This is a genomic window from Salinicola sp. CR57, from assembly GCF_003206585.1.
Classification (GTDB): domain Bacteria; phylum Pseudomonadota; class Gammaproteobacteria; order Pseudomonadales; family Halomonadaceae; genus Salinicola; species Salinicola lusitanus.
Genome location: NZ_PZJL01000006.1, coordinates 130,084 through 155,248, shown reverse-complemented (window position 1 = coordinate 155,248; position 25,165 = coordinate 130,084). Strand labels below are relative to the sequence as shown.

Genomic DNA, 25,165 nt, shown 5'->3' with positions numbered 1-25,165 from the left:
GGATTTCGGCCGACAATGGGCGATCGACATCAACGGATCAATGCCATGCCCCGCACCGCGTTCTTTATCTCCGACGGCACCGGCATCACCGCGGAGACCCTCGGTCGCAGCCTGCTCTCACAGTTCGAGAACACGGATTTCATCCAGGTCACCAAGCCCTACATCGACACGCTCGACAAGGCCCGTTCGCTGGTCGGCATCATCGAGGCCACAGCCGAGCGCGACGGGATCCGTCCCATCGTCATCGACACCATCGTCGACCAGGCGATCCGCAGCATCGTCGCCGAGGCGCCGGCCTTCAAGGTCGACATCTTCTCCACCTTCCTCGCCCCGCTGGAAGAAGAGCTGGAGACCCACTCGACGTATACCGTCGGCCGCACCCACGCAATCGGCCGCGACGATGTCTACATGCATCGTATCGAGGCGGTCAATTTCGCCCTCGACAACGATGACGGCGCGCGAACGCATCAGTATCAGGAGGCAGACATCATCCTGATCGGCGTCTCCCGCTGCGGCAAGACGCCCACCTCGCTCTACCTGGCGCTGCAGTTCGGCATCCGCGCCGCCAACTATCCGCTGACCGAGGACGACCTGGACGAGAACGGCATTCTCAACCTGCCGCCGTCACTGGCCAACCATCGCCACAAGCTGTTCGGCTTGACCATCGATGCCCGCCGGCTGTCGGCCATCCGCACCGAACGTCGGCCAGACAGCCGTTACTGCTCGATGGACCAGTGCATGCAGGAAATCGGCCAGGCGGAAGCGCTTTATCGCCGCCACAACATTCCGTTCATCGACACCACGCGCTTCTCGATCGAAGAGATCTCGACGCGCATGATGAACGAAACCGGCCTGCAGAGACGTTTCAGCCCGCGCTAGGCGGGCTGAAACGAGACTCGGGGCATCAGCGGTCGGCTCACAACCCCTTGGGCGCGAAGATACCCGGCGCGTTACGCCAGTACCCCTTGTAATCCATGCCGAAGCCGAACACGTAGCGATCGACGACCTCCAGGCCGCAGTAGTCGGCCTTCAGATCGGGCGACGACTTGCGATCGTGTCGCTTGTCGACCAGCACCGCCGTCGAGATGCTCGCCGCTCCGGCCTGGCGGCAGTAATCGAGAATGGCCGCCAACGTGGCGCCCTCGTCGAGAATGTCGTCGACGATCACGACATGGCGACCGGCCATGGGAATCTCCGGCGACACTCGCCAGAACAGCTCACCGCCGCGGATACCACCGCGATAGCGGGTAGCGTGCAGATAGTCGACTTCCAGCGGAAAACCGAGCCGCGTCAGCAGATGTCCGGTGGTGATCAGTCCGCCGTTCATGACGCAATAGAAAACCGGCAGCTTATCGCCCAACTGGTTCGTGATATCGGCCGCCATGCGGTCCAGCGCCTGTTCCACCTGCGCCTGGTCGATCAGGCAATCGGCGTTGTCCATCACTTCCTGCATCGAGCTCAGGGCATCGATCGAGGGGGGTTGATTCATCGTCTACGGTTCACCATGGAAAGAGCGACGGCCAGGGTCATCACCGACCGTCGCGGGAAAACAGGGGGACTCTACCCGTCATTCGGACTCGTTGAGCGATTCAAGACGGGCGTGGGTGCGCCGCCAGCGGGAGATCGCGGTGAGCGACGCCAGCGTGGGACGGGCGCGGGCGTAACGCAGCTTGGCGACACGCTGGGTCTGGCGGCCCTCACAGGCCGCGACGATCTCGCGTGCCGCTGCGGGAGCATTGCAGATGACAGCCATGTCGCAACCGGCCCCCCAGGCCGCTTCGGCCCGCTCGCTGGGTGACCCGGCCGCGTGCGCCGCCGCCATGGTCAGATCATCCGAGAAGATGGCGCCCTTGAAACCGAGCTCTTCGCGCAGCATACCAAGCCAGCTGGGAGAGAACCCGGCGGGCCGATCGTCGAACGCGGAGTAGATGACGTGAGCCGGCATGATGCCGTCCAGCTTGGTGGCGAGCCTGGCGAAAGGAACCAGGTCGTGCTCGCGCAGCTCCGCCAAGGAGCGCGGATCCTCGGCAACCCCGAAATGAGAATCCTGCCGCGCTCCCCCGTGGCCGGGGAAGTGCTTGCCGACCGCGACCATGCCCGCCTCGTGGAGCCCCTCGATGAAGGCGCCCGCCAGCACGGCGACCACCTCCGGGTCCGGCGAGAAACTTCGCGACCCGATGGCGGGCGACTGATCGTCGTCGAGATCGAGCACAGGCGCGAAACTCAGATCGAATCCGCAAGCGGCCATCTCCATGCCCAGCAGCCAGCCGGCGTCCTGGGTCAGGGTCAATGCCGACTCGGGGAACTCCACGAAGTGGTGGCCCAGTACCGCCATGGGCGGTATCTGCGTCACGCCCTCCTTCAAGCGCTGCACCCGACCACCTTCCTGGTCGATCGCAACCAGGATGTCGGGTCGACACTCGCGAATCTGGCCGATCAACGCCTGGGTCGTGGCGACGTCCGGGGTGTTTCTGGCAAACAGCAGGACACCACCGACCTCCGCTCGCGAGATCAACTGGCGCTCTTCGTCACGTAACCGGGTGCCTTCGACATCCAGCATGACCGGGCCGAGAGGTTGAGTCATAGCTAACACCTGAGACCATTGAGCGCCCGATTCTAGACGACAGCGGGTTCCCATGACAGAGGCCGAGGGTGCCAGGAGTCATCCTCTCACTCGACAGCCGAACCGACCTTCTCCAGGGACGCAGGCAGCGGCGCCTGCATGCCGGCCACCACGACCGGACGAAGATGGCGGATCAGCTCCCTGACCGACATGTGTTCCTGATACTCGCTGTCGGCGATATCCCTCAGCGCATCCAGTCCAGATAGGGTGAAGATCACGGTGCCCAGCATGAAATGGAGCCGCCAGAATCGCTCGGCATCCGGCAGGTCCGGCGTCGCCAGTCGCAGGCAGCGGACGAAACGGTGGAACGTCTCCCCGTAGTGCTCCTGGATATAGCGCCGCAGATGACCCTGGGCCTGCGTATAGGCCAACCCCAGTAGCTTCATGAAGACCTTGAGGCTATTGCGTTCGGCGGGCACATCCAGAACGCTGGTGGCAAGCTGCTCCAGCAGCACCTCGAGCGGCACGCCCTCCTTTCGGTAGCGCGCCTCCAGTCCATCCAGCGCCAGATTCAGCCGCTCCGAGAACGGATCGAGATAGCGGGCAAACACGGCCTGGATCAACGCTTTCTTGGAGCCAAAATGATAATTCACCGCCGCCAGATTGACCTTGGCCCGAGTCGTGATGTTGCGCAGCGAGGTTTCAGCGAACCCCTTTTCGGCAAAAAGGACCTCCGCCGTATCGAGAATACGAGTAACGGTGTCGGGTCGGGCCATGTCATACCTCGTGCCTGAGAACAACGACTTAGAACGATTATGATTCTAATCATTCCCACACAAGCCACACAATCGAGCATTTCGTCGGACCTGGGGCCCCGAGTCTCCGAGTCGGGGCGCGAAAGGCTTCCCTCATCGCGAATGACTGGATACAATTCCAGCCTGTATGCATGAACACGCCTGGCCGCGGACCGGACGCCACTCCATCCGATCCATGTCCAGTTGGATAACGCCTGGCGATCCAAGCAGGCTCCAGATCGCCTGATTGACCCTCAAGGCCCGGGAGAGACCGATGGCGCGACCGCTCACCGCACGACAGCAGAACGTCTATGATTTCATCGTCAAGACGATGGGCGAATTCGGCTACCCGCCGACACGAGCCGAAATCGCCCGCGCGCTGGGGTTCCGCTCCCCCAACGCCGCCGAGGAGCACCTGCGCGCGCTGGACCGCAAGGGCGTCATCCGCATGATACCTGGCACTTCCCGCGGGATCCGATTGCCCGCCAGCGGGCAGGAAGCCGAACCTGCCGAAGCCGCCATCGAGGGCTTGCCGGTGATCGGCAGCGTCGCTGCGGGCAGCCCGATTCTGGCCACCGAACACATCGACCGATACTGCCCCCTGCCGGCCGACTATTTCACGCCCAGCGCCGACTACCTGCTCCGGGTTCGCGGACTGTCGATGAAGGATGCCGGAATCTTCGACGGTGACCTGCTCGCCGTTCACCGCACCCAGGAGATTCGCAACGGCCAGATCGTCGTGGCAAGGCTGGAGGACGACGTCACCGTCAAGCGCTTCCAGCGCCAGGGCAGCCGGGTCACGCTCATCGCCGAGAACGCGGATTTCGAACCCATCGTGATCGATCTGAAGCATCAGCACCTTGAGATCGAGGGACTCGGCGTCGGCGTCATTCGCGGTGGCAACGGTAGCGGCCTTCACTGAGGCTATCGCCCGGCGCCATGCGCAAGATTCTGCATGCCGACTGCGACTGCTTCTACGCGGCCGTGGAGATGCGCGACGACCCGTCGCTCGCGAATACGCCGCTGGCGATCGGCGGAAGTGCCGAGCGACGGGGAGTGATCGCTACCTGCAACTACCCGGCGCGGCAATTCGGCGTGCACTCCGCCATGCCCACGGCGCGGGCGCTGCGTCTGTGTCCCGAGTTGAAGCTGCTGCCGCCCGACTTCAACAAGTATCGGGAAGTATCGCAACAGATCCAGGCGATCTTTCACGAACTGACACCGCTGGTCGAGCCGCTCTCTCTCGATGAAGCCTACCTTGACGTGACCGAGGTCACCCGATTCCGGGGCAGCGCCACCTGGATGGCTCGTTGGCTCAAGGACGAAGCCCTGGCGAGAACAGGCATCGTCATCTCGGTCGGCGTCGCCCCCAACAAGTTCCTTGCCAAGATCGCCAGCGACTGGGACAAACCGGACGGCCTGTTTGTGATCCCACCGACGGAGATGGAGTCGTTCATTACCGACTTGCCGGTCAGGAAACTCCATGGCGTTGGGCCGGCGACGGCGACCAAGCTCGATACCCTGGGGATCGCCAGTTGTGCCGATCTCCGGGCCCAGCCGATGGACAAGCTGCTGGATCAGTTCGGCAAGTTCGGACGCCGTCTGCACGAATTGGCGCACGGCATCGACGACCGTCCGGTCAACGTCTCGCGTGAACGCAAATCCGTCAGCGTCGAGACCACCTATGACCGCGACCTGCCCCACCTCAGTGACTGTCACGGGGCGCTCGAGCCCCTGATCGAGAAACTCCACGATCGCATCGCCCGCCATGGCGACCCCGCCATTGCCAAGCAGTTCGTCAAGGTACGCTTCGACGACTTCTCAAGCACCACGCAGGAAACGGGGGCTCGCGGCATCATCGACGCGCGCTTCCATGAGCTGCTGGAAAGCGCATGGCGACGAGGCGAGCGCCCGGTCAGGCTGCTGGGTGTCGGCGTGCGGCTGGTGCCGGAGCAGGAGCAGCGCCAGCTGGGCCTGTTCGACGGCGACCAGCCGGCGACGCCTTGAACGTCAGGTGGCGCGGATCAGGAGAACACCACCGTCTTGTTGCCGTGAATGAGCACGCGATCCTGTAGATGCCAGCGCAATCCACGCGCGAGCACGGCCTTTTCCACATCGCGCCCCAGACGCACCAGGTCCTGGGGTGTATGGCAATGCGACACGCGCTGGATGTCCTGTTCGATGATCGGCCCCGCGTCGAGCTCCTCGGTGACGTAGTGGCAGCTGGCACCGATCAGTTTGACGCCACGCTCGAAAGCTTGGTGGTAAGGCTTGGCCCCGGCGAACGACGGCAGGAAGCTGTGGTGGATATTGATGACTCGCCCGGCATACCGCTGGCAGAGATCGGGTGGCAGAATCTGCATGTATCGCGCCAGTACCACGCTGTCGGCTTCGGCCGCCGTGATCAGACGCTCGGTCTGGGCAAAGGCCGACGCCTTGTCACCGGGCTCAACCGGAACGTGATGGAATGGAATTCCGTACCAGGCCACCATGGCGCGCAGATCGTCATGGTTGGAGATCACGCACGGGATATCGCACTCGAGCTCCCCGGCCGACCAGCGATAGAGCAGATCGGCCAGGCAGTGCGACTCCTTGGAAACCATGATCACCAGCCGCTGGCGTCGGTCGGAGTCGCTGAGGCGCCAGCTCATCTCGAACTCTTCGGCGATGGGCGCGAAGGCGATTCGAAACTCCCGGGCACTCAGCGCATTGGCCTGAATGTCGTAGCGCATGAAAAAGCGCCCGGTAGCCAGGTCGGAATGCTGGTTGGCTTCGATGATCGAGCCTTCCTGGGAAGCGATGAAGCCCGACACCCGCGAGACGATACCGACGCGGTCGGGACAGGAAACGATGAGACGATAGTTGTGCGACATAACTCTGAGGACACTCTGTTAACGCATAAGCGCTTTAGGAAAGAGCTCGGGGTGTAAAAGCGCTCAAACCGACCATTCGGCCCGGTTGCGAAACCGAACCCGGCGCGGCGGCATCACCTCGGCAGAAACGACACATCGATGACCCGCCGCCTTGGCGACCCGCATGAGGAGCCGCAGACGGCAACACCAGCCTCGATGCCAGGTGACGCCGCTTCCCGACGAACGGCGCATTGTACCCTACTCGTCAGCGTCGACCAGCGTCTGCGCCCGTTTGAGCGGGTCGAGACGCATGACTTATAGTGGAACGAGATTTCCTCCTTCAAGGATGCCGATGTTCCGTCCGCGCGCACAGATCCGCCCTCGTACTTATCCGCCGCTACTATTCCATCCCCTGGGGGGATGCGGTGAAATCGGCATGAATCTGTCGCTCTATGGCTATGACGGCCACTGGATTGCCGTGGATTGCGGCATGACGATTCGCCAGGACCTCCCCGATCAGCCCCTGCAGATCCCCGATGTCGACCATCTGGCGGCGAATGCGATGGTCCCCTCTGCAGTGTTCATCACCCATGGTCATGAGGATCATCTCGGCGCCCTGGCCTGGATATGGCCTCGCTGGAACTGCCCGGTCTACGCCACGCCTCTGGCCATCGAGATGTTGCGGGCCAAATTCTCGGAGCAGGGCCTGAGAGTCGATGCACTGAAGCCCATCCAGCCCGGCACACGGGTGGCTGCCGGCCCTTTCGGCGTGACCTTCCTGCCAGTGACCCACTCGATACCGGAGAGCTGCGCCCTTTCCATCATCACGCCGCGCCACAAGGTGCTGCATACCGGTGACTGGAAATTGGATGAACGCCCTCTCATCGGAGCGCCATTCTCCGCCGCCCAGTTCCAGGCGCTGGCACCGGTGGACCTCGTCGTGGCCGACTCGACCAATGCCGACGTCGAAGGGCACTCCCGAAGTGAAGCGGAAGCGGCCGAGGCGCTGGAGTCGGTCATCCGGGAGTGCCGGGGACGCGTCGTGGTCAGCTGTTTCGCCAGCAATATCGCTCGCATCAAGGCGCTGGGCGCGATTGCCGAGCGCACCAATCGTCGCGTGGCGCTGCTGGGACGCTCGATGGAACGCATGGTTTCCATCGCCACCCAACTGGGCTATCTCGACGATTTCCCACCACGGGTCCCGGCGAATGACCTGGGTTACCTTTATGCCGAGGAGGTTCTCATCATCGCCACCGGGAGCCAGGGCGAACCTCGCTCCGCACTGTCTCGCCTGTCCCAGGGACGACACCCGGCTCTCGATCTGCTGGCCGACGACGACGTCATCTTCTCGGCTCGCGCCATCCCCGGTAACGAGCGCCCCATCGCGCGTCTCAAGGCCGGCTTCAAGCGTCTTGGCGTCAATGTCCATGACGAGCACACCGATCCCGCGCTTCACGCCTCGGGGCATCCGGCTCGTGAAGAGCTGCGCCAGCTCTACCGGTGGCTTAGACCGAAAATGCTGTTACCGGTCCATGGAGAGGCTTCCCACCAGCAAGCGCACCGCGAGTTGGCTTCGACCATGGACATTCATGTTCCTCAACTGGCCAAGAATGGTGTCGTGCTATCTCTGGATGCAGAGACCCTGGTCCCCAGCGGCACACACCATCTCAGACCTCGGTTGATTGCCTCAAGAATGCGCCCCGGGGAGCGCACCAATCCGGTGTCGGCCCGGCGCCATGACAAGTCGCTGTCGATTGCGTTGAATGTCCTGCCGACGGCTACCGGATGGACCCGCATCGGGCAGATGATATGGGACAGCGAGATATCCCTTCCGCTGGATGAAGATGCACTAGCTGACTGGCTGGATGAGCGCATAGACGCGATCACGGCGGAGACGCTGCTCCAGCTCCGCCAGCAACTCTTCGGGCCGTTGCGAGAGTGGCTCCACGAACGCCTGCCTACCTCTCTGGAGATTCATCTGCAACTAATGCCCGCCGATCCGCAGCCGGAGTACGAAGTGCGTACGGCCCCCTAGCGCAAAGGAGGCCGCGTGAGGAGAAAGCCGCGTCGGACATGGTCGATTGCTCCGAGCCACGACGCACTTTGCGAAGCACAAAAAGAGGGAGCCAGAAACGAAAAAGCGCGTCCTGCCATTTGGCAGACGCGCTTTTCAGGAACTACCCGGGCGGGATGAATCCAGGTAGAGCCGCCCGGGGAGCGTGACCTTGTCTCAGTTCTTGCTAGCGTTCTTGGGCGGCCGACCGCGACGCTTGCGAGGCTGCTCGCCAACCAGATCGTCCATCGACAGTCCGGCGTTGTTCATCGCCTCTCGAATCTCGGCCAACTTCTTCTGCTTGTCGGCTTCCTCTTTCTGGCGCTCATGATCTTCCTGCTGTTTCTGCTCGATCACTTCCCCGATGACTTCCGACAGTTTGTGCAGTTGCTCCATGCTCAACTGACGCGCGGCGGCACGAGCCACATTCTTATTGCGAGCGATGCGTTCCAATGACTCGGTGGACATCGTCCTCTCCTTGCTGGATTCCAATACGGCATTACACCGGTTGTTTTGATGAAAGTATATTCTCACCCCCCTTGTTGGCAAGAAATTAAATCAAAAAGGCACGCATAATTTGCGTGCCTTTATTCTCACAAATGACCCAAGGACCGATGAGAAAGCGTGTTAACCGCCCGTCATATTCATGAAGCGAACGACCTGTACATCGCCATCCGTGGAGAAATGATGACGCTCCGGCTTCAAATCCATGGCCGCTACAATCTGCTCCTTGAGCGGCTGCAGTTGACCTGGATAGCGCCGCAGGGTTTCGCGCAGATCCACGGAATGCTCGTTTCCCAGACACAATAACAATCGGCCTTCTACGGTGACACGAACCCGGTTACAGGTACTGCAGAAGTTGTGGCTATGGGGCGATATGAAGCCGACACGAGAATCGCTGTCGGCCATGCGGAAATAACGTGAAGGACCCAGCGTCGTCTCGGGTGACGGCATGAGGGGATAGCGGGATTCGATTCGCGTCTGAACCTCATCGCTCGAATAGAATGTTTCTCCCCGCGAGTGATCCGACACGTCGCCTAACGGCATCTCCTCGATAAAGCTGATATCCAGCTTTTCGTTACGGGCGAACTCCACCAAATCGAGGACTTCGTCGTCATTACGGCCACGCAGTACCACCGCGTTGAGCTTTATTTTCTCGAAGCCAGCGTCCTGAGCCGCGTGAATCCCGTCGACGACTTTTTCCAGGTCTCCGGTTCGCGTCAATCGCTTGAATCTTTCGGGATCGAGGGAATCCAGGCTGACGTTCAGGCGGGTCATGCCCCCGCCATGAAGCGCCTGGGCGTGGCGGCGCAGTCCGGCGCCGTTGGTCGTCATGGCGAAATCCTTCAATCCCGGCAAACTGCCGATCTGGGCGACCAGATCGTCGATGCCTTTTCGCACCAACGGTTCGCCCCCGGTCAACCGGACCTTCTCCACCCCGAGTTCAGTGAAGGCACGCGCTACCTGATAGAGCTCCTCCAGCGACAGCACTTGGTCACGTGGCAGGAACGTCATCTCTTCGCTCATGCAGTAGACGCATCGAAAATCGCACCGATCCGTTACCGAGATACGGACATAACGGACGGGACGTGAAAACTTGTCGATCAAATCGGTCATGAGAGCTCCCAGCGATCCGCGGCCTCGTGATCGCTTTGCCGCTCGGACACCCAGTAAGAGCCACTGTCGGTGTGCTCTTTTTTCCAGAAAGGGGCCCGAGTTTTCAAATAATCCATGATGAAATCACACGCTTCGAAGGCGGCGCGACGATGCGGACTGGCCGTCATGACCAGCACGATGGCGTCCCCGGGTTGGAGACATCCGACGCGATGAATGATGGTGACAGCCTGAAGCGTCCAGCGCTCCCCGGCCTCGAGTGCGATTTCATGGAGCGACTTTTCCGTCATGCCAGGGAAATGTTCCAGCGTCAGGGCGGTGACGCCGGGTCTCTCGTTGGTGTCCCTGACTCGACCCGTGAAACTGACGATGGCACCGATATCGAGACGCCCCGCCGTCAACCGACGCTGCTCCGCTTCGGTGTCGAACGTCGCCTTCTGCACGCTGATCGCAATCTTCATGGCGAACTCTCCAGCCTCAGCCACCGGTGACCGGCGGGAAGAAAGCGATCTCGTCTCCCGGGGAGATGGCGGTTCCGTCCTGACTCATGGCTTCGTTGCGAGCGCAGAGAACGCGCTGGCCCAGCAGGGCCTTGAACTTGCCATCCCGCTCGATCAGCGCCAGCTTGACGCCGGCGATATCGGCCGAGGGGAGCTGCTCCCACGCCAACGTGTACTCGGCGGTTTCGAAACGCTCTCTGAGCTCTGCCAGGAACTGCACCTTCAGCGTTCTGGTTGGCGAGACGGCGTCCTCCCGCCCGGTCGCTGGCGGCGACGCTTCGGATGCAGCCTGTCGCGACCACTCTCCCGAGCGGCCGCCGCGCTTCTGCTCGAGGCGGACTCCATCGATGATCATCCCCCTGTCGACTGCCTTGCACATGTCATAGAGCGTCAGGCAGGCCACGGAAACAGCCGTCAGTGCCTCCATCTCCACGCCGGTGCGCCCATTGAGGCGGCAGAATGCCTCGACATGCACGCAGCTTTCCTCAGCGTCCAGGGTGAATTCGAGGCTGACTTTGGACAAGGCCAACGCATGACAAAGCGGAATCAACTCGTGGGTCCGCTTCGCCGCCTGAATGCCGGCGATTCTCGCCGTGGCCAGCACGTCGCCCTTGGGCAGATCGCCGTCGGCCAGCAGCGCCAGGGTCGAAGCCTGCATGCGAACCGAACCTCGGGCTCGGGCCTCACGCCGCGTCTCCTGCTTGTCGGCAACATCGACCATGTGGGCTTCGCCACGCGCATTGAGATGCGTGAGTGTCATGCTGAACTCGCCTCGTTTTTCCATCATTGAATCAGATATCAAGTGTAGCGTGATCCCCGCCCCGGTGCCTGCCGCACCGCCGACACCAGATACCGGCGATGCAACGATACGCGCGGTGAAGACGTCGGTCGTTCAGGGTCGTGCCTTGGGCTGCCAGGCAGCGGCCCAATCGATGATCCAGGCCAGAATCGACTCCGGATCGTCCAGATCCAGACGGGGCAGCCTCGACGGCAGGCGGACGAGGGCTTCAGAGGAGATCTCGCCCGGCTTGTAAGCCACGGCCTGTATCCAGGGATCCTGTTCAGCCGCCCACGCTTGACCGGATTCGCCGCGATACAGTTCCAGCTTCGGAATCGGCCAGGTCTTGAACCCTTCGACCAGGATCAGCTTCGGCTTCAAGCTGGCGACCTGCGCCACCAGCGCCGGCAGGTCCGGCTCCTGCTGCCCAGGCGTTTCCATCATCAGCGCGAAACGCCGGCCGGAGGCCACCACCATGGGGGTCGCTCCCGCCGCGCGCAGGCGATGACTGTCCTTACCGGGTTTGTCGATGTCGAAGTCGTGATGGGCATGCTTGATCACGGCTGCCGGCCAGCCCCGCGCTCGAAGCAGGGGCAACAGGATCTCCAGCAGCGTGGTCTTGCCGGTTCCGCTCCAGGCGGCAATGCCCAGAAGAGGAATGTCACAGGCGAGCGCGTCGGCGGTTTCATTCATGGCAGCTATCCGGAGAGCTGGCGTGACCGGCCTGGGCGCGCTCCGCCAGCGCCACCTCGTGGGGAGTGTTGAGGTTGGCGAACTGCGCTTCCAGGCCGGGGAAATCGACCTGAACCCAGCGGTGCCGATCGTACCAGGTGACAACCCGGCCGCCGCCGGCCGCCAGCCACTCCGACAAGTCAGCGCCCAGGGAGCTGCGTATCAGTGCCACCAGGGGCTGCAATCGTCCGCCATCGTGGGCGACCGCGATATCCGCCTCGCCGATTCCGCCAGCAAGCCTGGCCAAGGTGTCGACGGGGAGCCAAGGCATATCCACCGGAATCAGCAGTATCCATGGCGTGGAAACCACCCGCAGCGCGCCCAGCGCCCCGGCCAGTGGCCCCGGATAGCCGGGAAGCGTATCCGTGACGACGGCGTGACCCAGTCGGCGATAGCGATCGAGATGGCGATTGGCGCTGATGACGACGCGATCGACCTGAGGCGATAGCCGCTGCACCGCCTGCGCGACCAGCGGCCGGCCATCGAGGTCTACCCACCCCTTGTCCACGCCGCCCATACGCTGGCCGCGGCCACCGGCCAGCAGCACCCCCGTGACATCGGCGCGTTCGATCACCGGGTACCGAAGATCTTGTCGCCGGCGTCACCCAGCCCCGGCACGATGTAGCCATTCTCGTCGAGCCGTTCATCGATGGAGGCCGTATAGATCTCGATATCGGGATACGCCTTCTCTACCCGCTCGATGCCCTCCGGCGCCGCGACCAGCACGATAACCTTGATCTGCTGGCAGCCCCGCTCCTTGAGCATGTCCAGCGTTGCCACCATCGAGCCGCCCGTGGCCAGCATGGGATCGATCACGATCGCCAGGCGTTCGTCCAGGGCACTGACGAACTTCTCGAAATAGGGCACCGGCTCCAGTGTCTCCTCGTTGCGGTAGAGACCCACGACACTGATGCGCGCGCTGGGGATCAGATCGGTGACGCCATCCAGCATCCCCAGGCCCGCGCGCAGGATAGGGACGATAGTGACCTTCTTGCCCTTGATCTGTTCGACCTCGATCGGGGAGCCGTTCCAGCCCTCGATCGTCGCCGGCTCCATCTCCAGATTCTGGGTCGCTTCGTAGGTCAGCAGCTTGGCCACCTCGCAGGCCAGCTCGCGAAAGCTCTTGGTGCTGATGTCGGCCGCCCGCATCAGTCCAAGCTTGTGTTTGACCAGGGGGTGGGAGATGGGGTGCACACTCATGATCGGCGCCTTCGTCAGAATGGGATAACCGCGATATTGTACGCGACCTGCCAGGGGTCAGGCGACGCTGGCGGGCAACTGCCAGTCGATGGGCGTGATGCCACGCTCGGCGAGGAAGGCATTGGCCTGAGAGAAGTGGCGTGTGCCGAAGAAGCCGCGATGGGCGGAAAGCGGCGACGGGTGCGGCGCGTGAAGCACGAGATGCTTGCCACGATCGACAAAGCTCGCCTTCTTCTGGGCGTAGCTGCCCCAGAGTAGAAACACCACGCCATCGCAGTGCTCGTTGATGGTCTGGATCGCCCGGTCGGTAAACGTCTCCCAGCCGCGGTTGCGGTGGGAGCCGGCATTGCCCTGCTCGACCGTCAGCACACTGTTCAGCAGCATCACGCCCTGTTGCGCCCAGCTCTCGAGAAACCCGTGGTTCACTGGCGTGGTGCCAACGTCGGTGGCCAGCTCCTTGTAGATGTTCTGCAACGACGGCGGGGTCGGCACCCCGGGACGTACCGAGAAGCAGAGCCCGTGGGCCTGGTGGGGCCCGTGGTACGGATCCTGACCGAGGATCACTACCTTGACCCGCTCCAGCGGTGTCAGCTCGAAGGCGCGAAACCAGTGGGATGAATGGGGATAGATGACCTTGTGGGCCGCCTTCTCCTGGGCGAGAAACTCACGCAGCGCCTGCATGTACGGGGCGCGAAATTCGTCGCCAAGATGGGCGTTCCAGCTATCGGGTAACGGCGACTGGGCCATGGATGCACTCCGCAGCGGTCAGGTTTTGGGTGGACGGACCTGATCGACCAGCGGCTCGACGTAGGCGTGCCCCAGATCCCACGGGAACTGGATCCAGCAATCCTGTGCCACCTCGGTCAGGTACTGATCGACCAGCGGTCGCCCCTCGGGCTTGGCGTAGACGGTGACGAAATGAGACTTCGGAAGCATGTCGCGCACGGCACGCGCCGTCTTGCCGGTATCGACCAGATCATCGACCAGCAGCCAGCCGTCGCCATCGTGCTCGACGCCCTTCATCACGTCCAGCTTCCCCTGCGACTGCTCGTCGTAGCTCTTGATGCAGACGGTATCGATCAGGCGGATGTTGAGCTCGCGGGCGATCAACGCCGCCGGGATCAGACCGCCGCGGGTGATCGCAACGATCCCCACGAAGTCGCGCTCGACGAGTCGATGGCAGAGCGCCCTGACGTCGCGGTGGATCTGGTCCCAGGAGACGGTGAAATGATGCTGGTAACGATTGGCGGTCATGGCGGGTCCAGTCAATGGGTCGGGCCGCCATCGGGCGATGACGGCGTCGTGGCTCGCGTTGGGTGACGAGCGGCCTATTCGTCCTCGGTGAAGCTGCATACCGCAAAGACGCTGTAGCCCGCTTCGCGAATCTTGGCCGAGCCACCCAGCTCCGGCAGATCGAGGATGGTCGCGGTCTCGACGACATGGCCACCGCTGCGCTGGATCAGCGATGCGGCCGCCAGCATGGTACCGCCAGTGGCGATGATGTCGTCGATCAGCACGATACGATCCTGCTCGCGAAAGGCATCGGCATGCAGTTCGACCGTCGATTCGCCGTACTCCAGCGTGTAGGTTTCGCTGATGGTCCGGAATGGCAGCTTGCCCTTCTTGCGCACCGGCACGAAGCTGCAGCCCAGCTCGTAGGCCAGCGGCGCACCGACGATGAACCCTCGCGCGTCGATCGCCGCGATCGCATCGACCTCGAGTTCCTGGTAACGGTGCACGAAACTGTCGATCAGCTTGCGGAAGGCAGCGCTGTTCTGGAGCAGTGGCGTGATGTCTCGAAAATTGACGCCTGGCTGTGGCCAGTCGGGCACGGTGCGAATGACCGACTTGATATAGTCGCCATAGATGCTGCTGCTCATCGAAGAAACTCCATTGACCGAACACGGCGCCCGAGGGTGCCCCTCGCGGAACGGTAAATCCTGGCGCAAAGGCGCCCATGTTACCCAAGCCAACGCCGCAGCGCGACCTGCTCGGGGCCAGCGATGGCGTTCAGCGCCGGGGGAGAGTCGCCTTCAGCCAGGCCGGCCATTCAACGACGGCTGGCCAGCACTCGCTCCACCGTCTCCACGATCGCCTGGGTCTGGGGATCGATCTCGATATTGACCCGGTCCCCGGGCAAACGGTCTCCGATCGTGGTCCTCGCCAGGGTCTCCGGGATCAGATTGACGCAGAAGCGCCCGTCCTCGACCGCGCCGACCGTCAGGCTGATCCCGTCGATCCCGATATACCCCTTGTCGAACACGAACCGCGCCAGCTCGGGCGACAGCTCGAACCACAACCGGCGATTGTTCGGCGCCTCGTCGATCTCCACCAATCGGGCCATCGCCATGACGTGACCGGACATGGAGTGACCGCCGATCTCGTCGCCGAAACGCGCCGCACGTTCGAGGTTGACCCTATCCCCGGGAGCCAGGTCCCCCAGGTTGGTCAAGCGCAGCGTCTCGCGCATCAGATCGAAACTGACGTTCTCGCCCTCGATCGCCGTCACGCTGAGGCAGCATCCGTTATGGGAGACCGACGCACCCAGCATCAGCCCCTCGCGCATCGCCGGCGACATCGACACCACGTGCGTGTGCAGTTGCTCACGCGTCTCGATCGCCACCACGGTTCCCACATCCTGCACGATCCCGGTAAACATGCCCCCTCCTGGCCTCAACGGATGACGCGCCGAGGCGACAGATACCCTCGCCCTCGGCGGCAGAGATCGGGAATTCTAGCACGCTGTCCATGCCAGTCCTGAAACTGACCACGCCCTAGCGGGCCACGGGTTGCCCCGCCATGCATCGCACAGGTCGGTTCCAGACCACGGGCGCGCCGGTGGTCGGGCAGTATCACCAACAGGGTACGTCCAGCGTTGATGGCCACCCGAACGGGTGGCCTGGTTTGGCGCATGGTCCTCTCGACCGGAGGCCCCAGCCGCGCTAGCCCAGCGAGGCTCGATCCGCGGACGGCGCCCCAAATCCCACGCTGGGAGTCCTGTCCAACGCCCTGCCCGCCACGTAATAGACGAGCGCGCCCAGCGCCGAGCCGGTAAACCAGCCGTAGTCGTAGAACCACTGCCAGAGGCCCGTGGTCAACGAGACCAGGGTCAACGTCACGGGAATGCCGAAGGCGATGAAGCCGGCGATATTGATCGCGGGATAGCGACCGCCATCACGATAGAGACTGATCAGGTCCAACCGCTGGCGCTTGATCAGAAAATAGTCCACTGCCATGATCCCGGCGATCGGCCCCAGCAGGCTCGAATAGCCCAGCAGCCAGTTGGAGTAGAGGCTTTCGAGCGTCACATCCGAGACGATCACCCCGGCCTTCTGCAGCAGGTCGTACCCCATCAACAATGTGCCGACAAGGCCCGTCAGCAGCACGCCGCCGGTGCGATTGATCAGCTTGGGCGCGATGTTCTGGAAATCGTTGGTCGGCGAGACGATATTGCCCGCCGTGTTGGTCGAGATCGTGGCGATCACGATCAGCACCATCGCGATCGATACCCATACTGGGCTGTCGATATGGCCGATCAGCGTGACCGGGTCGGAAACCGTCTCCCCCACCAGCGTCGCGGAGGCAGCGGTCATCACCACGCCCAGCGCGGCGAAGAAGAACATGGTCAACGGCAGCCCGATCACCTGGCCGACGATCTGATCCTTCTGGCTCCTGGCGAAACGGCTGAAGTCGGGGATGTTCAGCGACAGGGTCGCCCAGAACCCGACCATGGCCGTCAGGCCGGAAAGGAAATAGGTCGTGACCGACGCGCCCTCCGGCCGTGACGGCGGCTGCGCCATCAGATCGCCGAGAGAGACGTGAGGCAGCGCCCAGACCATCAACCCCACCGCGACCAGCAGCAACAGCGGCGCCGACAGGGTCTCCAGCCACTTGATCGACTCAGCCCCGCGGATCACCACCCAGAGATTCATCGCCCCGAAGACGAAAAAGCCGACGACCTGGCCCCATCCGCCCAGCGCCTGCCACGGTGGCACGACGGTCGACAGCAGCAGATGAATCGCCAGACCGCCGAACAGGGTCTGGATGCCGAACCAGCCGCAGCCCACCAGGGCCCGAATCAGGCATGGCACGTTGGAGCCGCGAATCCCGAACGACGAGCGCAGGAGCACCGGAAAAGGAATGCCGTAGCGCGTGCCGGGAAAGGCATTGAGCGTCAACGGGACCAACAGGATCACGTTGGCGAGCAGAATGGTGACCAGCGCCTCGCCGACGCCGAGGCCGAGGTAAGCCGTCAACACGCCGCCTAGCGTGTAGGTCGGCACGCAGATCGAGAGGCCGACCCAGAGCGCCGCGATATTCCACTTCGACCAGGTACGCTCGCCCGCCGCCGTTGGCGCGATATCATGATTGAAACAGGCACTGTCGCGGACGTCGTCGCCGAGCATGAGCTCGACCTTGCCGTCACGTTCGACCATGCGAGAAACGGATGTCGTCATTGTTGTTCTCCCGATTCCGTTGGACTCTTTCACCGCTTGCGCTCAGCCCGGGACCGAGTCGCGACCGTCGAGGCGGCAGCGCCGTGTTCGACGACGCCGCTCGAGCGATGGCCCGATAGCGCTACCGAGTCGGCAGCCGATGATATTGTCGATCGAAGTAGAGCAGGCACTCGCGGCCATCGCCGCTCGCCATCGCCTCGATCTCGCAGAACAGCACCTCGTGGGTGCCGACCGCCACGCGCTGGCTGATCCGGCACTCGAAGTGAGCCAGCGCGTCGACCAGCACCGGCGCACCGGTGGCTCGCGTGGTCCACTCCGCCCGCGCAAAGCGCTCCGCCATCGGTGTCTTGCCGCCGAAGGCGTTGGAGACCGCCTCATGCTCGGCACCCAGCACGTTGACGCAGAGCAGCGCATTGTCGGCGAAGACGGCGTAGGCCGAGGCGCGACGATTGATGCAGACCAGCAGTGTCGGTGGATCGTCGGTGACGCTGCACACCGCCGAGGCCGTGAACCCGGCGCGACCGCCCGGCCCGTCCGTGGTGACCAGGTTGACCGCGGTGGGCAGGCGGGACATCGCCTGGCGAAACGCAGCCGCCGAGACCGGCGGCGCCTTCTCCGAGTCGACATCGCGATGCTCGGCTTCCGTTGCGTGGGTCGATACGTGTTGCTGTCGTAATGCCATGGGCCTATCTCCGCTGGGCCGCCTGTCGCCGTGGCGGCAGAGTCACGCCGCCAGAAAACGCGTCATGGCGGCATTGAAGGCTTCCGGCACGGTCACCGTCAGACCGTGTCCGCCGTAGTCGAACATCTCCAGACGCGCATGAGGCAGCGCCCGAGCGAGACGTTCGGAGCGCAGGTACGGCACCAGCAGATCGTCCCGCGCGGCGATCACCAGCGTCGGCGCCTGGATTTCACCCAGTCGCGCGTCGATATCGAAGCGCGACAGCGCGCCGATACGCGCCAGCACGTTGTTCTCCCCCGGAAAATGCTTTAGCGCATGGGCCTCTTCCGCCAGCAGTCGATCATGGTTCGCCGAGAGCCAGTCCGCCGGGTAGAGAAACAGCGGCTGCGCGTGCAGATAAGGTTGCACGCCGCACTTCTCGAGCAGCGCGATACGCACGCGGAAACAGCGCTCGCTCTGCACGTCGACTCGGCTCCAGCCATTGATCACGATCAGCCGATGGAGACGAGCGGGCGCCAGCAGGGCCATCTGGAGCCCCACCAGGCCGCCCAGCGCGTGCCCCATGAAATCGACCCGTTCGATACCCAGACCGTCCAGCAGCGCCAGCGCCTCCCGCGCCATGTCGTCGATGGCGTAGCCGGCCGGCAGCTCGGCGGCGCTGTTGCCGGTGCCCAGATGGTCGTAGATCACCACCCGGTGGGTGGCCTCGAGCGCGGCCAGCTGCGGCTCCCAGAAACGGCCGGCGCCACCCAGTCCGGCGGAGAGCAGAATCGTCGGCGCGTCGGGATCATCGCGTCCCAGAATTTCGTGGTGCATGGTCAGGCCTATGGTCAGCACGGCAGTGGAGAGTGACTTCGCTTCATCGGGGCAGATGGGCCACCGAGGCGATCTCGATCAGTGCGTCCGGCTTCACCAGACCGCACTGAATGCAGTAGCGCGCCGGCTTTTCACCGGGAAAGAACTCCGCGTAGACCGCGTTGATCGCCGCATAGTCGTCCCAGTCGCGCAGGAAGATCGAGTTGAAGGTGATGTCGTCCATACTGCCGCCGGCGGTCTCGACCACGCTTCGGATCAGCTCCAGCACGTGACGGGTCTGGGCCTCGGCGTCACCGACGTGAACCACGTTGTTGTCCTTGTCGAACGGCAGCGTGCCGGAGACGTACAGAATGTTGTCGGCCTGACTGCCTGGCACGAATGGCGCCAGCGGTACACCGGAGCCGGCGGGAATCACACTGGTCTTGGGCATGGTTACGATCCTGTTGTCGAAAGGGAGGGAGCGGGAGTCGTGCCAATCGGTTAGGTCGAGGCATGGTTGGCGCAAGCAGCTTCGAAGGCGTCCACGGAGGAAACCCAGCCGAAGAAAGTCTCGATATTGAAGATGGCGGCGCTCTGCGCCGCCGGTGGGCCGGCCTGATAGGTGGCGTCTTCCAGCACGGTGCCGAAGTACTCGAGAAAGAAGCCATCCCGCAGCGTCGACTCGACGCAGACATTGGTCGCGATGCCGGTGAACAGCAGATGGTGAATGCCCCGCGAACGCAGGATGCTATCCAGCGGCGTGTTGAAGAAGCCGCTGTAGCGGGGTTTGGGCAGCACGATGTCGCCGGTCTGGGGCTTCAGTGCGTCCACCAACGCATAATCCCAGCCCCCCTTGGCCAGCAGCTTGCCGTGAAGTTCCGGGCGCTGGCGCATGGTCTTGAGCGCGTTGGACTTGTGCCAGTTGGGAGAGCCCGGCCCGCCCGCTTCGACATAGGCCGCGTCCCAGCCGTTCTGAAAGAAGATCACCGTGATCCCCGCGGCCCGGGCGATGCGAATCGCGCTGGCGATACGCTCGATCACGGGCCCGGTCGCCGAGACATCGAAGCCGGCCAGATCGAGATAACCGCCCGGCGTGGCATAGGCGTTCTGCATGTCGACGACGATCAGCGCGGTTTCGGCGCGGGGCATGGCGATCGCCTCGGGGCGGCCGGCCAGCACGATCTCGTCGGCGGCGGCCACGCTGCCGCGCCGGACGACAGGCGGGGAAGCGACGGTAGACTCGAGTTCGCTCATGCCAGCGCCTCCGGTACCGGCGTCGCCGCACCGGCCACGCCCACCCGCGTTTTCATCAGCGGCTGCACCCGCTCACCAAATGTATCGAGCCCCTGGAGGAAGTCGTCGAACGTCAACATCACGCCGCCGACCCCCTCCACCGTGTCGATCTCGTCGAGCATGCGCGCCACGTTCTCGTAGGAACCGACCAGCGTGCCCATATTGAAATTGACCGCCGAGGTCGGATCGGTCATCTGGCGCACGTTGGTATCCTTGCCGGAGCTCTTGTCCTGGCTGCCTTGGTCGGCCATCCAATCCAGCGCCTCCTGATCGGCACCCGCCTTGTAGTGCTCCCAGCGTGCCATGGCAGCGTCGTCGGTCTCGTCGGCGATCACCATGAACAGCACATAGCAGGCGACCTGACGACCCGTCTCTTCGCCGGCAGCCGCGAGACGCTCGGCCGTTGCCGCAAACGCGGTCGGGGTATTCAACCCCTTGCCGAAGCAGAAGCTGTAGTCGGCGTGCTTGGCGGTGAACGCCATCCCGGCACTCGACTGTCCGGCGCAGACCATCTTCACGCCCTTTTCCGGACGCGGGCTCAGCCGGCAGTCCTCCATCTGGAAGAACTCGCCCTCGAGATCGCTGTGCCCCGTTTCCAGCAGCTCCCGCAGTACCGTGGCGTACTCGTCGAGATAGGTGTAGCGCTTGGCGAAATAGTCATCGCCCGGCCATAGCCCCATCTGACTGTATTCCGGCTTCTGCCAGCCGGTCACCAGGTTGATGCCGAAACGCCCCGGCGCGATCGAGTCGATGGTCGCGGCCATCCGCGCGGTGATGGCCGGAGGCATCACCAGCGTCGCCGCGGTGGCGTAGAGGTCGATCTTCGAGGTGACCGCGGCGAGCCCCGCCATGAGGGTGAAGGATTCCAGGGCATGCTCCCAGAACTCGGTCTTGCCGCCGAAACCGCGCAGCTTGATCATCGACAGCGCAAACTCGAAGCCGTAACCCTCGGCCTTCTGCGTCACCGCCTTGTTGAGCTCGAAGGTCGGCAGGTACTGCGGCGCGTTTTCGGAAATCAGCCAGCCGTTGTTGCCGATGGGAATGAAGACGCCTAGTTGCATGAGCCACCTCGTCGTCGTATCGGAGCGAGTTGTCGGCCATCGCGGCACTGCGATGCTGCCGACGCCTGACCAATCCTTTACAACCGACGTGCCAACCCGAGCTTATCCATCCGCTTTCAAGAGCTTGCCGGCCACAGACGACAAGCCACCGGACCAATTGGTCTGGAAAGGATCTCGGAATGCGCGACCATGATGCGGGACGCGTGGCGCCCGCGCCGTTTCAGTGCACGTGAGGAGGCCATTTCGCGCGTGAACCGGGAACATCGGGTAGATGACGCTAGCGACCTGGGGCGTGATAAAATCCCGGTCCCTTACGACCGCTCTCACATACGCAGCCGCGACATGCCAGCGAAATCCCGATGGCCGGTCGCGGGATTCACGAAGGTTGATCATGACGTCCATCACCCCCGCAGCCCCGACCGGCCATCGCGCCGCCGCCAGCGAAGCCCGCAAGCAAAGGATTCGGGATGCGGCCCTGGCGCTGTTCTCGCAGTTCGGCCTGCGCGGCGCGAGCCTGGACGCCATTGCCGATCAGGCCGGCGTCTCCAAGACCAACCTGCTCTACTATTTTCCGTCCAAGGAGAAGCTCTACGTCGCCGTCCTTCAACAGATCCTGGACACCTGGCTGGAGCCGATACGCGCCCTCGACGCCGAGCAGTCTCCCGAGACCGCCATCGGCGACTACATCCGAATCAAGGTCGAACTGTCGCGGGATCATGTCCAGGCATCCCGGCTGTTCTGCCTGGAGATGATCCAGGGCGCGCCGCTGCTGCGGGAAGATCTGCAGAGCAACCTGCGCCTGCTGGTGGAGGAAAAATCGAGAGTGATCGAGGGCTGGATCGCCCGGGGAAGCTTGCTGCCGGTCGACCCACACCACCTGATATACCTGGTGTGGGGAACCACCCAGCACTATGCCGACTTCGCCGTCCAGATCGAGGCGATTTCCGGCAGAACGCTCGCCGATCCGGCCTTCTTCGACGCGACAGTGGAGAACATCACGCGCATCGTGCTGGGCGGTCTACTCCCCCGGACGAACGCCGACGACTGACTCGCGGCCCATCCGGAGGCCGGCTTCAAGCCAGTTGGCACGCCTCCTCGAATGCCAGCCGTGGCAGTCGTGGCTTGAGACCCGCCTCATCCCCGTAGCCCAGGTTGACCAGCATGTTGGCGGTCCAGTCGGTGCCGGCGAAGAACGCCTGGTCCACCGCCTCGGGATCGAAGCCCGACATCGGCCCGGTATCCAGCCCCATCGCCCGCGCCGCCAGGATCAGATACCCGGCCTGCAGCGAACTGTTGCGTAGCGCCGTCTGCTCGGCAAATGCCTCGCTACCGGTGAACCAGCTACGGGCGTCGGTGTGGGGGAAGAGCGTCGGCAGCTGATCGTAGAAGCGCTTGTCGTAGGCGACGATGACCGTGCAGGGCGCCGTCGCCGTCTTGTCGGCGTTGCCGGCGGAAACGCACGGCAACAGCTTGTCCTTGCCCGCCGTGGAGCGTACGAAGACAAACCGCGCCGGACAGCAATTGGCCGACGTCGGCCCCATCCTGACCATGTCGTAGAGCCTGCGCAGCGTCTCCTCGGTAACATCACGAGGTTGCCACGCACTGTGCGTGCGTGCTGTCCTGAACAACTGATCCAGTACCTGATCGTCCAATGTCTGCATCATCTGTCATCTCCCGGTGGCCATGCATGAAGGGGTGCCAATAGAAGCCTCGCGCGAGCGACGCTCGCAAGCTCGCCGTGCCCCACCGATACAAGCAATGCCCTGACGGAATGGCAACCTTTAACTGCACGGGGCGTCCCGCCGGTCCGTCTCCCGCCCTGGCCATCGCCAGGTTCTCAAGACGACGGATGCCACCGGCTCCGACGCAGTGAGGTACGCCCCACGACCGCGGTCGCCCCGGCCCCGCGAGATCCGTATACTATCGCGCTCATCGACGCGGGGCCGTTGCCGGTGGTGCACTGAAGTCGCGCCGAACCGCCCCGCCGCCCCGACACCCAGACAGACGCTTTCGACACGCCCAATGATCACACTGGACAACGTTTCCAAAACCTACGGCAGCGGACCCGGGGCCGTGCAGGCGCTGAAAGAGATCGACCTGCAGGTTCCCAAGGGCACGATTCACGGCGTCATCGGCCTCTCGGGCGCCGGCAAGTCGACGCTGATCCGCTGCGTCAACCTGCTCGAGCGCCCGACCGCCGGCCGCGTCGTCATCGACGGGCAGGAGCTGACGGCGATGGATGCCGCCGCGCTGCGCCAGGCACGGCACCAATGCGGCATGATCTTCCAGCATTTCAATCTGCTGACCAATCGCACCGTCTACGACAATGTGGCTCTGCCGCTGGAGCTGATGGGCCAATCGCGCCAGGCCATCCGCGAACGCGTGCTGCCGCTGCTGGACATGACAGGGCTGGCGGACAAGGCAAAGCAGTATCCCGCTCAGCTCTCAGGCGGCCAGAAACAGCGCGTGGCCATCGCTCGCGCCCTGGCCAGCCGGCCCAAGGTGCTGCTGTGCGACGAGGCGACCTCGGCGCTCGATCCGCAGACGACGGCATCTATCCTGTCACTGCTGCAGGAGATCAACCAGCAGCTTGGGCTGACCATCCTGCTGATCACCCACGAGATGGAGGTGGTGAAGACCATCTGTCATCGCGTGGGGTTGATCTCCGACGGACGTCTGGTCGAGGACGCCGACGTGGGCGACTTCTTCACCGCGCCCGCCACCCAGCTGGGACGAGAGTTCCTCAACGACTTTCTCAAGCTGGAAGCGCCGCAGGCCCTGATCGAGCGTCTCGAGCCGGAAGCCGGAACGAACACGCACCCGGTGGTGCGGCTGACGTTCTCGGGCGACAGCGTCGCCACCCCGCTGATCTCGCGGCTGGCGCGGGAACACGGCATCGACGTCAGCATTCTGCAGGCCAAGGTCGAGTCCATTCAGGGGCGCACGCTGGGCCTGATGATCGCCGAGCTGATGGGAAGCGACGTGCAGACCCGTGAGGCCCTGACGACCCTGGAATCCTTTGATCTGCATGTGGAGGTACTGGGCCATGTCCAGCGCACTGATTGATCTCGTCTGGCAGTCCACGCTCGAGACGCTTTACATGGTGGCCGTCGCCGGCATTCTGTCGGCGCTGGCCGGGGTCCCGCTCGGGGTACTGCTCTACGTGACGCGACCGCGCCAGATCCTGGCGCAGCCGGTGGTCAACACGGTGCTCGGTGTAGTCACCAATGTCGGCCGTTCGGTCCCGTTCATCATCCTGCTGGTGGCGATCATACCGTTCACTCGAATGATCGTCGGCAGTTCGATCGGCACCAACGCCGCTGCCGTGCCGCTGACCATCGCTGCCATCCCGTTCGTCGCCCGGCTGGTCGAGGGCGCGCTCAACGAGGTCTCGCCGGGGCTGGTCGAAGCGGCCCAGTCGATGGGCGCCACGCCGATGCAGATCATCCTGAAGGTGCTGTTGCCGGAGGCCCGTGGCGGCATCATCAACGGCCTGACGATCACCATCGTCGCCCTGGTCAGCTACTCTGCCATGGCCGGTGCCGTGGGCGGCGGTGGCCTGGGCGACCTGGGCATTCGCTATGGCTACAACCGCTTCAACCCGACGGTGATGCTGATCACCGTGGTGGTGCTGGTGGTCATGGTCCAGCTGTTTCAGAGCCTGGGGGATTATCTGGTGCGCAAGAGCGATCACAAGTGATCGTCGCGCCCCACTAGTTTAATAACCAGAATGAATTACCGTGATGGCCGTTATTCCGTTATATTTCGGCATCACCGGGCGCAGGAGCCGC

29 protein-coding genes are annotated in these 25,165 nt (G+C 63.5%); 7 read left to right on the top strand and 22 right to left on the bottom strand.

The features are described 5' to 3' along the window. The first annotated feature begins 45 nt into the window (after positions 1 to 45). Complete coding sequence (locus DOM56_RS10775; RefSeq protein ID WP_110709326.1) at positions 46 to 879, top strand: pyruvate, water dikinase regulatory protein; 834 nt, start codon at positions 46 to 48, stop codon at positions 877 to 879. 37 nt (positions 880 to 916) lie between these two features. On the opposite strand, the gene DOM56_RS10770 is transcribed toward DOM56_RS10775, so the two are convergent. The 3 genes from DOM56_RS10770 to DOM56_RS10760 all read right to left on the bottom strand — a co-directional run bounded on the left by DOM56_RS10770 (position 917) and on the right by DOM56_RS10760 (position 3,339). Then, positions 917 to 1,489, bottom strand: a complete 573-nt coding sequence (locus DOM56_RS10770; protein ID WP_110599321.1) for a hypoxanthine-guanine phosphoribosyltransferase — start codon at positions 1,487 to 1,489, stop codon at positions 917 to 919. A 78-nt stretch (positions 1,490 to 1,567) separates the two neighbouring features. Continuing rightward, positions 1,568 to 2,584 (bottom strand): beta-N-acetylhexosaminidase, encoded by a 1,017-nt coding sequence (gene nagZ / locus DOM56_RS10765; RefSeq protein WP_110708762.1) that lies wholly within the window; start codon positions 2,582 to 2,584, stop codon positions 1,568 to 1,570. A gap of 86 nt (positions 2,585 to 2,670) precedes the next feature. Beyond that, the gene (locus DOM56_RS10760; protein WP_110708761.1) at positions 2,671 to 3,339 is read right to left on the bottom strand and encodes a TetR/AcrR family transcriptional regulator; all 669 of its coding nucleotides are present in this window, start codon (positions 3,337 to 3,339) and stop codon (positions 2,671 to 2,673) included. Positions 3,340 to 3,631: 292 nt separating this feature from the next. On the opposite strand from DOM56_RS10760, the gene lexA reads away from it, so the two are divergent. Further along, on the top strand, positions 3,632 to 4,279 hold the full coding sequence (gene lexA / locus DOM56_RS10755) for a transcriptional repressor LexA (RefSeq protein WP_110708760.1): 648 nt from the start codon (positions 3,632 to 3,634) through the stop codon (positions 4,277 to 4,279). Positions 4,280 to 4,296: 17 nt separating this feature from the next. Further along, positions 4,297 to 5,364, top strand: coding sequence for a DNA polymerase IV (dinB, locus tag DOM56_RS10750; protein ID WP_110708759.1), 1,068 nt, complete (start codon positions 4,297 to 4,299; stop codon positions 5,362 to 5,364). Positions 5,365 to 5,381: 17 nt separating this feature from the next. On the opposite strand, the gene purU is transcribed toward dinB, so the two are convergent. Continuing rightward, positions 5,382 to 6,230: a formyltetrahydrofolate deformylase gene (gene purU / locus DOM56_RS10745; protein WP_110708758.1), complete on the bottom strand. Its 849-nt coding sequence runs from the start codon at positions 6,228 to 6,230 to the stop codon at positions 5,382 to 5,384. Positions 6,231 to 6,645: 415 nt separating this feature from the next. Between purU and DOM56_RS10740 the strand changes: the two genes are divergently transcribed. Then, positions 6,646 to 8,244 (top strand): ribonuclease J, encoded by a 1,599-nt coding sequence (locus DOM56_RS10740; protein WP_110708757.1) that lies wholly within the window; start codon positions 6,646 to 6,648, stop codon positions 8,242 to 8,244. A 195-nt stretch (positions 8,245 to 8,439) separates the two neighbouring features. On the opposite strand, the gene DOM56_RS10735 is transcribed toward DOM56_RS10740, so the two are convergent. The 17 genes from DOM56_RS10735 to rutA all read right to left on the bottom strand — a co-directional run bounded on the left by DOM56_RS10735 (position 8,440) and on the right by rutA (position 21,374). Further along, on the bottom strand, positions 8,440 to 8,730 hold the full coding sequence (locus tag DOM56_RS10735; RefSeq protein ID WP_110599309.1) for an H-NS family nucleoid-associated regulatory protein: 291 nt from the start codon (positions 8,728 to 8,730) through the stop codon (positions 8,440 to 8,442). Between the two features lie 159 nt (positions 8,731 to 8,889). Further along, entirely contained in the window at positions 8,890 to 9,879 is a 990-nt protein-coding gene (gene moaA, locus DOM56_RS10730) for a GTP 3',8-cyclase MoaA (RefSeq protein ID WP_110708756.1), read from the bottom strand. Continuing rightward, the gene (gene moaE, locus DOM56_RS10725; RefSeq protein WP_110708755.1) at positions 9,876 to 10,337 is read right to left on the bottom strand and encodes a molybdopterin synthase catalytic subunit MoaE; all 462 of its coding nucleotides are present in this window, start codon (positions 10,335 to 10,337) and stop codon (positions 9,876 to 9,878) included. Before moaE ends, moaA begins: the two co-directional genes overlap by 4 nt. Before the next feature lie 16 nt (positions 10,338 to 10,353). After that, entirely contained in the window at positions 10,354 to 11,136 is a 783-nt protein-coding gene (gene moaC / locus DOM56_RS10720; protein ID WP_110709324.1) for a cyclic pyranopterin monophosphate synthase MoaC, read from the bottom strand. Positions 11,137 to 11,268: 132 nt separating this feature from the next. Beyond that, positions 11,269 to 11,847 (bottom strand): molybdopterin-guanine dinucleotide biosynthesis protein B, encoded by a 579-nt coding sequence (mobB, locus tag DOM56_RS10715; protein WP_110708754.1) that lies wholly within the window; start codon positions 11,845 to 11,847, stop codon positions 11,269 to 11,271. Further along, on the bottom strand, positions 11,840 to 12,460 hold the full coding sequence (mobA, locus tag DOM56_RS10710) for a molybdenum cofactor guanylyltransferase MobA (RefSeq protein ID WP_198655753.1): 621 nt from the start codon (positions 12,458 to 12,460) through the stop codon (positions 11,840 to 11,842). The genes mobB and mobA overlap by 8 nt, the downstream gene beginning before the upstream one ends. Then, positions 12,457 to 13,086: a uracil phosphoribosyltransferase gene (upp, locus tag DOM56_RS10705; RefSeq protein WP_110599299.1), complete on the bottom strand. Its 630-nt coding sequence runs from the start codon at positions 13,084 to 13,086 to the stop codon at positions 12,457 to 12,459. The genes mobA and upp overlap by 4 nt, the downstream gene beginning before the upstream one ends. A 57-nt stretch (positions 13,087 to 13,143) precedes the next feature. Further along, positions 13,144 to 13,833 carry a uracil-DNA glycosylase gene (gene ung / locus DOM56_RS10700; RefSeq protein ID WP_110708753.1) on the bottom strand — a complete coding sequence of 230 codons (690 nt, stop codon included), beginning with the start codon at positions 13,831 to 13,833 and terminating at the stop codon, positions 13,144 to 13,146. Between the two features lie 18 nt (positions 13,834 to 13,851). Next, complete coding sequence (gene gpt, locus DOM56_RS10695; RefSeq protein WP_110599294.1) at positions 13,852 to 14,340, bottom strand: xanthine phosphoribosyltransferase; 489 nt, start codon at positions 14,338 to 14,340, stop codon at positions 13,852 to 13,854. Between the two features lie 74 nt (positions 14,341 to 14,414). Then, complete coding sequence (locus DOM56_RS10690; RefSeq protein WP_110599292.1) at positions 14,415 to 14,966, bottom strand: adenine phosphoribosyltransferase; 552 nt, start codon at positions 14,964 to 14,966, stop codon at positions 14,415 to 14,417. Between the two features lie 170 nt (positions 14,967 to 15,136). Beyond that, positions 15,137 to 15,745, bottom strand: coding sequence for a riboflavin synthase subunit alpha (locus DOM56_RS10685; RefSeq protein WP_110708752.1), 609 nt, complete (start codon positions 15,743 to 15,745; stop codon positions 15,137 to 15,139). Positions 15,746 to 16,028: 283 nt separating this feature from the next. Beyond that, positions 16,029 to 17,543 (bottom strand): NCS1 family nucleobase:cation symporter-1, encoded by a 1,515-nt coding sequence (locus tag DOM56_RS10680; RefSeq protein WP_110708751.1) that lies wholly within the window; start codon positions 17,541 to 17,543, stop codon positions 16,029 to 16,031. 121 nt (positions 17,544 to 17,664) lie between these two features. Continuing rightward, positions 17,665 to 18,225 carry a flavin reductase gene (locus DOM56_RS10675; RefSeq protein ID WP_110708750.1) on the bottom strand — a complete coding sequence of 187 codons (561 nt, stop codon included), beginning with the start codon at positions 18,223 to 18,225 and terminating at the stop codon, positions 17,665 to 17,667. A 42-nt stretch (positions 18,226 to 18,267) separates the two neighbouring features. Further along, positions 18,268 to 19,041 carry a pyrimidine utilization protein D gene (gene rutD / locus DOM56_RS10670; protein ID WP_110599285.1) on the bottom strand — a complete coding sequence of 258 codons (774 nt, stop codon included), beginning with the start codon at positions 19,039 to 19,041 and terminating at the stop codon, positions 18,268 to 18,270. 43 nt (positions 19,042 to 19,084) lie between these two features. Further along, entirely contained in the window at positions 19,085 to 19,471 is a 387-nt protein-coding gene (rutC, locus tag DOM56_RS10665; protein ID WP_110708749.1) for a pyrimidine utilization protein C, read from the bottom strand. A gap of 50 nt (positions 19,472 to 19,521) precedes the next feature. Then, complete coding sequence (rutB, locus tag DOM56_RS10660; RefSeq protein WP_110708748.1) at positions 19,522 to 20,274, bottom strand: pyrimidine utilization protein B; 753 nt, start codon at positions 20,272 to 20,274, stop codon at positions 19,522 to 19,524. Beyond that, complete coding sequence (gene rutA, locus DOM56_RS10655) at positions 20,271 to 21,374, bottom strand: pyrimidine utilization protein A (RefSeq protein ID WP_110708747.1); 1,104 nt, start codon at positions 21,372 to 21,374, stop codon at positions 20,271 to 20,273. Before rutA ends, rutB begins: the two co-directional genes overlap by 4 nt. A 391-nt stretch (positions 21,375 to 21,765) precedes the next feature. Between rutA and rutR the strand changes: the two genes are divergently transcribed. Then, positions 21,766 to 22,422 carry an HTH-type transcriptional regulator RutR gene (gene rutR / locus DOM56_RS10650; protein ID WP_110708746.1) on the top strand — a complete coding sequence of 219 codons (657 nt, stop codon included), beginning with the start codon at positions 21,766 to 21,768 and terminating at the stop codon, positions 22,420 to 22,422. 25 nt (positions 22,423 to 22,447) lie between these two features. Here rutR and DOM56_RS10645 read toward each other — a convergent pair whose 3' ends face one another. Further along, a complete protein-coding gene (locus DOM56_RS10645) occupies positions 22,448 to 23,038 on the bottom strand; it encodes a malonic semialdehyde reductase (RefSeq protein WP_110708745.1) in 591 nt (196 codons plus the stop codon). A gap of 358 nt (positions 23,039 to 23,396) precedes the next feature. Between DOM56_RS10645 and DOM56_RS10640 the strand changes: the two genes are divergently transcribed. Together DOM56_RS10640 and DOM56_RS10635 are read left to right on the top strand one after the other, a co-directional pair. After that, a complete protein-coding gene (locus DOM56_RS10640) occupies positions 23,397 to 24,440 on the top strand; it encodes a methionine ABC transporter ATP-binding protein (RefSeq protein WP_110708744.1) in 1,044 nt (347 codons plus the stop codon). Next, positions 24,421 to 25,074, top strand: coding sequence for a methionine ABC transporter permease (locus DOM56_RS10635; RefSeq protein WP_110599271.1), 654 nt, complete (start codon positions 24,421 to 24,423; stop codon positions 25,072 to 25,074). Before DOM56_RS10640 ends, DOM56_RS10635 begins: the two co-directional genes overlap by 20 nt. Positions 25,075 to 25,165 lie beyond the last annotated feature (91 nt).